This is a genomic window from Neorhizobium sp. LMR1-1-1.1 (assembly GCF_040675795.1).
GTDB lineage: Bacteria > Pseudomonadota > Alphaproteobacteria > Rhizobiales > Rhizobiaceae > Neorhizobium > Neorhizobium cellulosilyticum.
The window spans coordinates 44484-55860 of record NZ_JBEGHE010000021.1; the positions used below are offsets into that span (position 1 = coordinate 44484).

General features: G+C 58.3%; 7 protein-coding genes. All 7 read right to left on the reverse strand.

Annotated features, from left to right (window positions below):
• Window positions 1-103: 103 nt before the first annotated feature.
• The 7 genes from MRBLMR1_RS11935 to MRBLMR1_RS11965 all read right to left on the reverse strand — a co-directional run bounded on the left by MRBLMR1_RS11935 (window position 104) and on the right by MRBLMR1_RS11965 (window position 11369).
• A complete protein-coding gene (locus MRBLMR1_RS11935; protein ID WP_500064785.1) occupies window positions 104-2038 on the reverse strand; it encodes a mechanosensitive ion channel family protein in 1935 nt (644 codons plus the stop codon).
• Between the two features lie 148 nt (window positions 2039-2186).
• Entirely contained in the window at window positions 2187-2633 is a 447-nt protein-coding gene (locus MRBLMR1_RS11940; RefSeq protein WP_206827686.1) for an ion channel, read from the reverse strand.
• A 68-nt stretch (window positions 2634-2701) separates the two neighbouring features.
• Window positions 2702-4408 carry a SulP family inorganic anion transporter gene (locus MRBLMR1_RS11945; protein WP_500064786.1) on the reverse strand — a complete coding sequence of 569 codons (1707 nt, stop codon included), beginning with the start codon at window positions 4406-4408 and terminating at the stop codon, window positions 2702-2704.
• 89 nt (window positions 4409-4497) lie between these two features.
• A complete protein-coding gene (gene aspT / locus MRBLMR1_RS11950) occupies window positions 4498-6189 on the reverse strand; it encodes an aspartate-alanine antiporter (protein WP_500064787.1) in 1692 nt (563 codons plus the stop codon).
• A 72-nt stretch (window positions 6190-6261) separates the two neighbouring features.
• Window positions 6262-9003 (reverse strand): decarboxylase, encoded by a 2742-nt coding sequence (locus tag MRBLMR1_RS11955; RefSeq protein WP_500064788.1) that lies wholly within the window; start codon window positions 9001-9003, stop codon window positions 6262-6264.
• A 151-nt stretch (window positions 9004-9154) separates the two neighbouring features.
• Window positions 9155-10846 (reverse strand): aspartate-alanine antiporter, encoded by a 1692-nt coding sequence (gene aspT / locus MRBLMR1_RS11960; RefSeq protein ID WP_148144264.1) that lies wholly within the window; start codon window positions 10844-10846, stop codon window positions 9155-9157.
• A 226-nt stretch (window positions 10847-11072) separates the two neighbouring features.
• Window positions 11073-11369 carry a hypothetical protein gene (locus MRBLMR1_RS11965; protein WP_148144265.1) on the reverse strand — a complete coding sequence of 99 codons (297 nt, stop codon included), beginning with the start codon at window positions 11367-11369 and terminating at the stop codon, window positions 11073-11075.
• Window positions 11370-11377 lie beyond the last annotated feature (8 nt).

Below are 11377 nucleotides of genomic sequence, written 5' to 3' on the forward strand. Positions count from 1 at the left end.
AAACCCGAAATCCTTGCCGGTTGTGTCTCGCCTCCACCACCAAAATCACTGGCTTCCTGTTTCATTCCTGATTGACGCCCGTTCATTCAGAGCGGCCTCGTATTTATGGCGGGCTTCCATCGATGGTTGCGGCTAGCTGCGTGTGCTTGTTCAATGCCTGTAATGCCGCCGCTGACGCATTGCCCGCAGCCCCCTCTCCTCCGACATTCACCGTTGGCTGTGCGAACTGAATTCCGTTCGAGACGAAAGCTTCACGCAACAAAAGGTTTGCACGCCTTCGAATGAAGGACTGCATCGGAGAAGGCTTGAGCGTCATCCCGAAACTCAGCACCATTCCGTAATCGCCGAATTCCTCGACGCCCTTCATCTTCAGGGGCTCGATAAAGATTGGGCCGAACTCGGGATCCTCCAGCATCGTGGCACCGATCTTTTTCGTCAATTTCCGCGCCTTCTCGACATCGGCGTCGAAGCCGACGGAAATGCGGAATTTCACCACACCCCAATCCCGGCTCATGTTCTCCACCGCACCGAGTTCGCCGAATGGGACGGTAAAAATAGGCCCCCGGTGGTGCCGGAGACGGACAGACCTGAGGCTGAAGCCCTCGACGGTACCCTTGTAACTCTTCGCCTGAATGTATTCTCCGACCCTGAACGCGTCGTCGAGCATATAAAAGACACCGCTGATAACATCCTTCACCAAGGTCTGTGACCCAAAGCCGATCGCAACCCCGAAAACCCCTGCTCCGGCGATCAGCGGGCCGATCTCCACCCCGAGTTCCGCCAGGACGAGAAGCACGGTTATCGTCAGGCCGACCGCCGCCAGCGCATTTCGCAGTATCGGCAGCAAGGTGCGTAGACGACCGCGGCGCGACGTTTCCTGAGCTGTTAAACCTGCATCGTCACTTGTGACGAGCTGTCCGTCGATCCAGGATTTTGCCATGTGCCACAGAAGATCGGCAACAAGCACGACTGCGACACTTTTCAACAGCCCATAAAAGACCGCCGAGAGCGCAGGATCCCGCTGCGCAAGCCCTTCCGGATTCATCTTCCAGACAAAGACGAGCCAGGCCAAGGCAACGACGATGATCGCGGCACGCGCGCCGCGTGTGATAAGCACGCTACGCATCCCTGTGGCATTCGGCACCAGACGCAGTGCTGCCTTTCCCACGGACTGGAGGGTAGCAGGCAGGATCAGCGCAAAAAACCCGATCCAGAAAAGCCCCTTTAATCCCAGACACCAAAGCGCCCAGATGACGACGATGGCAAAAGTCAACGTGAACCTACGTTGCAGGCTGCGCGTCCGCACCGACCAGACAGCTTCCAGCAGCAAGGCCAGAAGGAGGATCGAGCTGAGATAGGACAAGGCATCCACCACGTCCTGATCGATACCGATCAAGGAACCGGCGACCGAATTCGCGGTCGCCAGCACTGCGGCTCCCACTAGAAGCTGTGCCCGTATCAGGCCCTCCCTTGGGACTGCAAGCACAACCAATGCAGAAGCCAACCGAAAGCCCACGAAGGCAATCAGGTAGACGAGCAGAGCAACACGCACGAGTGGCGGCCAGTGAACGGCGAAGAATATGATGGCCAGCGGCAAGGCAAAAACGAAAACGGACAGCAGGCCGTAAACGCCATTGTCGGCATGTGACCGCATTCGGAGATAAAGCCGCTCGACAATCATTCCGACAAGGATAAGCCCGAAAAACATCAGGAAGACTGGTGCGTATCCGTTCGAGACAGCATCCCCCCTGACGCGTTTGGCAGCTTTCAGAACTTCGGTTGGGATCCGGGGGATTGCCGCGGCAATCCTGTCCATGCGGGCCCGGATGGCCGTTTCCCACGTCGAGATCAAAGGTTCGGAAGATGGTTTTGGAGGCGGCGTGCTTTTATCCTCGGCCCGCTTGATCCACGACTGGACCTGGGGATCCTGAAGCAGTGTTGTAAGCGCTTCGATCTTTTCGGGCAGAGGGGGCGCCGGCTGCGAATAGGCAGGCGCGGCGGCTAAAAGCAGAAACAGCGATAGCGCCAGCCACTTCATTATCCGTATGTCCTGGATAGCTACTCAGTAAAAGTTATTGTGCCGAATGATATCGCGGACCTTGCCTGCGTATACGTAGAATACCGTAACCTACTGGCGAGCCGTACGAACTGGCATGCCCTCTGTCGTTCATTGACACCGTAGATGTCTATCTCTGACCCGCCTTCGGCTCCTCACTGTCTTCAGAGAACCAGAGCGTTCCCGAAACCTTGAAAAGGAATGCTGTCGTCCAGCCGAAAAGGAGGATGCCATTCACGCCTTCGATTGCACTGCCGATCCTCCAGCCACCGGAAAGCGTGACGTCGCCATAGCCAATTGTTGCAAAAGTGACGGCCGAAAAATAGACGGCCTCCTCCATGCTTTCGAGCGCACCCAATGCCCGGTAGGCCACAGCCCAGATGAAGATTTCAAAAAAATGGGCAAAAACAAACCCCAAGACAAAGACGTAGGTGAGGCAAAGCCGGGCTATGCCGGATAGGTTTCGAGCATTTCTGACCGCGCCTATGCACAGGCTGTACAGACATGTCACGACCAGCCCGTGAATGATGATGGTGAAAAACAGTATGCCGGCAGAAAGAAGGATGACCATGAACATGAAGGATGCCCCGTTTCCTGTATAAAGTGCTGATCGACAATCACATATTCGCGTTTCCGCTCCCTCTTTCAGCTGTCATGCGGATCGAGCTTCACCGTGCTTGAGACAGAGGCCTCGATACTGTGCTGGAAGTGGCGAACCCCGTCATCCACCCGCTTGAACATACGGCTTTTGCCGAGATGTTCGGCGAAGCCTGACGCGCGGACATAGTCGAGTACATCGGGGTTGAGGCTCGCGAGCCATAATGTCACTCCCTGATCCGCGAGATTTCGATCGCTCGCGATCACCATCTGCATCGCGGAATATTCAATATCGAACACCCTGCTCAGATCCAGCAACAGGACCTTCGGCTTTCTTTGCAGCACGAGGTCGCGGATTCGATCGGCAACCTGCTGCACATTGGCGAAGAACAGCCGCCCTTCCGGGCGCAGGATCAATAGCCCATCCACAATATTCTCTTCATCGTCCTTGTCAGAAACGGGCCGCAAAACCCTGTCTCCGCGAGCACGACCGATTACATGTATCCGTGGGTTTGCGGATTGGCTGGATAGGCCGAGCAAAGAGACGATGATAGCGACAACGATACCCTGGAGCGTGCCAAAGAACAGCACTCCCACCAGCGCAGCCAAGGCCCAGCGGAACTCCATCCTGCGAACCTGGAGTATACTCCTGAACTCACTGGGCCGGATCAGACCGAGTGAATAGACGATGACGATTGCGGAAAGCGCTGCTTGAGGCAAAAGCCCCAGCAGGGGAGCGAGCACCAGCATCGTCGCAACGGAGACGGCGGCCGTGACCAGTGAGGCGCGCTGGGTTTGCCCTCCGACGGCACGTACGACCGCGGTTTGCGACGTCCCTCCCCCGGCTGGCATGGCACCGAAAAATGCTCCACCGAGATTGGACGCACCGATCGCGAACAACTCTCTATTAGGGCGGATTGGAGGATCCGAAGAAATTGCGAAAGCGCGTCCTGCAGCCGCGGTCTCGGTGAAACTCATCAGTGCCACACCGATCGCCCCAGGCAACAGCATCATGATCAGATCGAGATTGGGCACGGTCACCGTAGGCAGCGCCCGTGGAATCTCGCCGATGATGGCAACTCCTCTGTCGCTCAGGCCCAACATCCATGAGGCGGCAATGGCGCCACCGACGACAGCAAGCGGCGCCGGAGAGTGAGGACGGATCCATTCTACCAATAACAACAGGAAAAGCGCCGTAAGTCCTACAATTGCAGTGATTACCGATGCTTGGGGAAGCTGTTCCACAAACGCCAATATGTCTCTGAAAAAGCCGGCCTTGGTAATGTGAAGCCCGAAGAGCTTCGGCAACTGGTCCAGGATGATTACCAGCCCGATACCTGCCTTGAACCCAGTCAGCACCGGCACCGAGATAAAATTGGCAACAAAGCCCAACCGCAGACCAGATGCAATGAGCAGCAGCGCGCCCGTCAAAGCCGTGAAGGTCGCGGTAGCGACGATGAGCTCGCTTGGATCCCCATCGGGTACAACTAACTGCAGCTCAGCTGCGGTCAGGATTGCGATGGTTGTCGTCGAGCTGACGCTCAACACCCGCGACGAACCGAGAAAGGCATAAATGATCATCGGCACGAATGCCGTATAAAGGCCGACGATCACGGGCAATCCGGCAACCGTCGCGTAGGCCATAGCCTTCGGCAGGACGACAGCTGCCGCCGTCAAGCCAGCGATGACATCTCGCCGGATGCCTCCTGCGGGGGACAGATCGGCAGTGCTGCCAGAGGATGATGGCCCGATCATCGTTACCGTTCCTTACAATCATGGCGGAAATTGCCTTTCTCCCGCCAAACCGGATATTCGCTCACGAGATCGTCCGGCATCGGTGATCCCTAACCTGCGATCACATTGACGATTACGCTTCCCCAGGTCGTAAGCAGGATGTGGCCGAGCGGCACTGCCGGCGTATACCCGAGCACCGCGACTGTGCTACCGGAACGTTCCTGAACTGCCGCCATGGCCGCCGTCATCGTCTGCGCCCCCGCAAGTCCGCCAAGAAGCAGTATGGGGTTCATCTTGAGGACATAGCGGCCGAAATACAGCCCGACGATCAATGGCGTTATCGTTACGATCATGCCTCCGAAGAGAAGACCCAATCCCGCTTCAGCAATCGCCGAGAAGAAGACAGGTCCGGCATGCAAACCGATCATCGCCACGAACGCCGAAAGCCCCAGGCCGGTCATCAGCGAGATACCAGCGTCCGGTATCCGGCCAAAAAGCGGGAAGCGCGTGCGCAAATGTCCGACCAGCAGGCCTGACAACAAGGCACCGACGCTGGTGCTGAGCGAAATCTGCATGCTGCCGACTGGAAATGTCAAAATGACGCCGACAAGCCCACCTAGGAAAATCCCCAGTCCCAGAACGAAAAAGTCCGTCGTCTGCGTTGCGGATATGACTGTCCCGATTTGCCGGGCAGCTTTCTCGACCACCGCTTCCGGCCCGACAAGTCCGACAATATCGCCACGTTGCACGGTAACGCCGGGCGCGATCGGCACCTCGTTTCCACCACGGGTAACCCCCCGCAGGTAGAGGCCATGGGCGAGGTTTCCCTCTCCCAATTGTGTAATCGTACGCCCATCGAGATCGCGGTTGGTCAGTATGACGTCGGTGGAGACGACCGGCATATCGAGCAGAGCCTTGTCCTCGATCTCCTCGGCATGCGGACCGATCAATCTCACGAGCTTCGCGCGCTCCCCGGAGACGGCAAGAACATCGCCAGGAACGATCACCATCGAGGGTGTCGCATCGATCAGGGCATCGCCTCGACGCAGCCGATGAATGAACAGTCTCTCGCCCGAAGCCTGCCGTTCGGCGGCAGCGATCGAAAGACCCGCGACCAGTCCGTTTTCGGCAACCCGATATGCCCGCAACTCGAACCGGCGCCATGCGGACGCCACCCCCTCGGATCGGCGGACGATACCCAGTTCACGTTCGAGTTTCAGCGCCTCGGCGGGCAGGTCGATCCCGAGCAGCCGGGGAGCGGCGACACTGCAGAAAAGGATCACGCCTAAGGCGCCGAAAACGTAACATACCGCATCGGCCACAGCGATATGCGCCACCAGTCGTTCACGCTCCGCATCGGGTAACGGCAATGCATTGATCGCCTCGGCGGCAGTGCCGATCGCCGGACTTTCCGTCAGCGATCCGGAGAGAAGACCAGCCGCGAAGCCGGGATCGAGATCCAGCAGCCTGGCGATAGTGATCGCCAGGCCCAGCCCGGTGACGGTGACCACCACGGCGAGCAGCATAGGCTTCAACCCGTCCCGCCTGATCGACTTCATGAACTGCGGGCCGACCGAATAACCTGTTCCGAAGAGGAAAAGGAGAAACAGGAAGGACTTTGCCATGGAGGCAATCGGAACATCTGCCAGTTGTCCGATCGCGATACCGGCAAACAGTGAACCGGTCACAGGCCCCAGGCTAAAGCCTGCAATCTTGAAGGTCCCGATCAGATAGCCGATGCTGATCGCGAGAAACACCGCAAGTTCCGGATACTTGATAAGGAATTGTTCGGTCCAGACCATTGAAAACCAGCCCTGTCTGTTCCCGGAACGCGCCGGGCCAGAATGCCCAACGCCGAAGATCCGGTACCATTCTCAATGCGATCGCTTCTCGTCCTTGCTCTTTCGTGGTCGTTCAGCCACCGCGATCGCGTCTGAACGGATAAGCTTCAGCCCCCTCGCCTTTTCGAAGCCGTGGATTTCCTTCACGTCCAGTTTACGCATGAAGTCGATCGTCTCCTGAGTCAGGACCTGGCCCGGAACCATGATCGGAAAGCCGGGCGGATAGGGAATGACGAAATTGGCAGAGACCATTTCCGGCCCGTCCTTGAGGCGCTTGTCGCATTCGGCACCGAACAGAGGCACATATTCGCATACCGACGCATCATAGGCCTTGAAGAAAGCCGTCCGGATATCGCCCTCCGGCGTGTCACGGCCTGCATCGTGACGAAACGCCTCATGGAAGTGGCTGAAGTTGGGTAGATCCGGTACGTCCGTCATGAGCGATTTCACGCGCGCAGCAAAGGCAGTGCGCTCGCCTTCCCCGCCATCGGAGAGGCGCTCCTCGATGGACTGGCATATCTCAACCAAAACCCTGATCAGATGCGCGACATCGCTGCGGGTGTTGTTGATGTTGGATTGCAGCAGCACGCTGTTGCGGGACGTCTTGTTGAGCTGGATGCCGTATTTCTCGGCCAGCAGGCCCTTGAATTGCGTGCCGTCGAAGCCGGCCGTGCCGCAAACAAGCGTGATACGCGTCGGGTCGAGATAGAACTCGTCTTCGTGCATTGCCTTGACGGCATCCGCCCAGGTGGTGCCGTCGCGGATGTATCCCTCAAACCCCGACTGACGATAGGATTTGGGGATCATATCATCGGCGTCGAGCGCCCTGAAATATTTCGAGATCAGCCTGTGCTCGTTGACGCTACGCCGGATCTTGAGTGCAATCTCGATCGCGTTCATCACCAGCCCGTAGCCTTCCAGCTCCATCTGCCGGCGAGCAACGTCAAGGCTTGCGATCAGTTGCTGATTGGGGCTCGTCGATGCGTGGGTAAACACGGCCTCGCGGAATTGTGCCGCGACGGTATGGAAGTCGACGTCCTTGACGAGAAGCATCGACCCCTGCCGAATAGCCGACATCGACTTGTGGGTCGAATTCGTCTGGTAGACACGCAACCGGACAAGACGCGGATCGGGAATGAGCTGCGCCGCAAGCAGGGCATCATCGCCTGGGTTTTCGCCTAGTTGCGCTTTCTGCGCCTCGAATGCTTTCAAAGACGCCGGATCACGCAGCCAGTCTTCGATTTCCTCCGCGGCACCCATCGCTGTTCTTGGGCGCAGGAAGGGCGAGAAGCGGGCGAAACCCGACCAGGCTTCGTCCCACAGGAAAATCAGATCCGGCTTGATCGCAAGGCATTCCTCCATCACCCGCCGCACATTGTACATATGGCCATCGAACGTGCAGTTGGTCAAATCCAGAAGCTTAAGCCGATCGAGCCGTCCCTCGGCCTTCAAGGTCAGCAGCGCGCGCTTGATCGTTGCAAGCGGCACGGCCCCGTACATCGAATATTCCGTCATAGGAAAGGCTTCGACATAATAGGGCTGCGCGCCCGACAGAACCATTCCGTAATGATGCGACTTGTGGCAGTTGCGGTCGACGACGGCGATATCGCCCGGAGCCAACAGCGCCTGCACGGCCATCTTGTTGGAGGTTGACGTGCCGTTAGTGACGAAGAAGACGTGGTCAGCGCCAAACGCCCTTGCCGCCATTTCCTGAGATCGTTTGATATTGCCCGTTGGCTCCAGAAGGCTATCCAGTCCGCCAGTCGTCGCACTGCTTTCGGCCAGAAACAGGTTCAGGCCGTAGAATTCGCCGAAATCGCGGATCCAGTCCGACTTGAAGACCGACTTTCCTCTGGCGATCGGTAAAGCATGAAATGTGCCGATCGGCCGGCGGGCGTATTTCTTGAGGTTGTCGAAGAATGGCGTCTCGTAGCGTGCATAAACACCTTCCAACACGGCAAGGTGCAATTCGAGCATCTCTTCGACCGCGTAAAAGACGCGTCGCACGCCCTTCGCGTTGGGGTCGCCCGCGATCTTCTCCACCTCGCGATCGGAAAGCAGATAGACGTCGAGTTCCGGGCGAAGCCTCCGCAGGGCACTGGAGAGACGAAGGGCAGAAGCGTCTGCACTCTCCACCTCGCCGAGCGGATCAAGTACGGAACGCAGGATCGGCGCATCGTGACGCGAGCGATAGGGAAAACCTTCCGCGAGAACGACTGCAACGATGTTGGGGTTGAGGATCGTCGCGCAGATGGCATCTTCAAAGGCGCCAACCATCACCGGCTCGTAGATGAAGGCATCCTCGCGCCGCCGCAACCGGCGTATTTCACGTGCAAAGGCCGGCCATCTGGCAGCCGGCTGACTGTTGACGAACAGGACCTCGAAATAGGGACGCCGTTCACTGGCATCATTCGTCGAGGGCGGCAGGATGTCGGGAACCTCAGACGCCGACATTTCGTCGTGAACGTCCCATTCCGCTGACCGGCTGCGATATGCATCTGTGAGCAGGCCGTTGGAGATCCGCCGGGCCAATCGTGCAGCACCGCCGGCATCATTCGCCGCGATACTTTCCCGCAGCGCTGCAAGAAGCTGTGGCCCCGGATAGGCGTGATATTCCTCCACGGCCTCCAGGGCGCTCAAGATTGCTTCCAGCTTCAACCTGTCACCCTGCTGTTTCGCCCAGGCATCGGCCATTGTCGTCAGTTCGCGCCATTTGTCTGCACGCGCCGAATGGAGGAGGAGGAACTGGTCGATCTGTACGTTTCGATTTGACATTTCACGCTCCCGTTGTTTCCCGATTATGGTTGGCGGCACTGGTCGAACCGTGCCGCACTTCCCGCCGCCCGCGATGAAAGAAACTGCAGATGCAAAGACTTGCGCATCGCCGAGGGTGACGAACTTCTTCACCCTCGACCTGCTGTCTGCTTCAGGCCAGAAGCAGAACCAGAACCATGCCCCAGATGGTCAGCAACGTGTTTCCGACGGCATAAGTCACCGTGTAGCCCAAGCCCGGAATTTGGCTTTTTGCCCGGTCGTTGATCATTCCGAGGGAGGCCGTCGTCGTGCGCGCGCCGGAGCAGCATCCCAGCAGGATTGCGGGATGAAACCGGAAAACGTATTTGCCGACATACATCGCAAGGATCAGCGGGAGCGTCGTTACCATCACACCCCAGAGGAACAGGCTGAACCCGAGTTGCTGCAGACCGGCGACGAAGCCAGGTCCCGACGAAATACCGACCACGGCGATAAAAACGTTGAGACCCACGGAATTCATGAACCAGACGGTAGGCGAAGGTATGCGCCCGAATGTCGGACGGACAGATCGAAGCCATCCGAAGAAAAGGCCAGAAATCAATGCCCCGCCGGATGTCGAAAGCGTCAAGGGTACGCTGCCAACCTTGTAGGTCATCGCCCCGATCAAAGCGCCGATTGCGATAGCGGCGCCGATGAAAGCCACGTCGGCAATGTCCGTCTGTGCGTCCGGCCGTCCAAGAGCCTTTGTTGCCGCAGCGGTATCCTGTGTGCGCCCGACAATCGTCAGAATATCGCCGCGCTGCACCTGCGTGTTCGGCAGGATAGGAATTTCGGTTGCAGTTGCACCGCGAACAATCTTGCGCAGAAAGACGCCGCGGGCGAGCGGCATGGATGCAAGCTCGGCAAGCGTCTTGCCGTCCACCGCCTTGTTGGTGACGAAGACATCGACACCGCCGGCCGGGACTGCGAGCAGTTCCTGGTCGTTTATCTCCTCCGCCACACTGCCGATGAGATCGACGAGGATTTCCCGTCGACCTGCCACGGCGAGAATGTCGCCGGCGGCGATTACGGTATCGACGGTTGCGTCCTGCACCTTTCCATCGCGCCTGATGCGTTCGATGAATACGCGTTCGGACGGAAGCATACGTTCTGCCTCGAGTACGGTCAGGCCCGCGGCTCGTCCCCCCTCCTTCACCCGGTAGGCGCGCAGCTCGTAATGATGCCATGCAGTCCCTGCACCACCCAGAGCCTTCTTGCCGCCATGCTCGAGTTCGTAACGCTTGCATTCCGCTTCCAGATCTATGCCCAGCAGGGATGGCCCGATCAGCGCAAGAACAATGGCGGAGCCCACCGTCCCGAAAATATAGGTGACAGCATAGGCGACAGGCATTGCATCCAGCATCGCCTTGCTCTGTTCAGGCGGAAGGCCAAGACGGTTGATGGCATCCGTCGCCAGCCCCATCGAGGCCGAAATCGTCTGGGAACCTGCATAGAGCCCGGCGGCGGAGCCTATGTCATAACCGGCGATGAGTGCGCCGAAATAGGCAGCCCCCAGGCAGAAGAGGCAGACCACGGCCGCAAAGACTGCCTGCGGAATTCCGTCCTTCGCGATCCCTCTCACGAACTGGGGGCCAACCCCATACCCGATCGCGAAAAGGAACATCAGGAAGAATGTCGACTTCAATGGCGGGGAAATGGTGATGCCGAGCTGGCCGATAAGAACCGCGGCAATCAGCGTCGCAGTGACGGCACCCAGACCCAGCCCTTTATAGGTGAATGAGCCGAAGTAATAGCCAAGGCCCAGCGACAGGAAGATTGCAATTTCAGGATAGGTGCGGAGCGTGTTTACGAACCAGTCAACCATCGGTCCCTCTCTCGGTTGATCACAGGGGCATGGGAGGTCGTTTCCCTCTGAATGCACCCGGACGGCTCTCCTTTGCTCCAAACCGCTTGTGGGTGGAGCGCCGAGTTCAGGGTCGCTCACCGGAGAGTGTTCGCGAAGTAGAATACGGTATTATACCGCGGCGGCTGACACTGGTTACAAGCGCGCACCCCGAGCCAGAGAGCCTGTCCGCAAATCGTGCATGCGGCTAGTGACGCGGCGGCCGCAACAGGATGACATTGGCTCGTGAGAGGGCCTGTTCGATTTCCTTGGCAAGGCTGTCGATAAGCTCTTCATACTCGAGCCGCCTTGCATCTCTGATATCGGCAGGCAGATGCCGACATTCGTTCAGAGCGGTTTTGACATCCGCAAGGTCCTCGCAAAGAACCCTGAACTCTTCATCGAGTTCGAACAGGTTATCTATCTGTCTCAGCAAATCCGGAAATCGTTCGCGAGCTGCGGCAAGTCCGCGCGAATGTGGTGCCTTATCTGAGCTGGATCCCATCACACCCC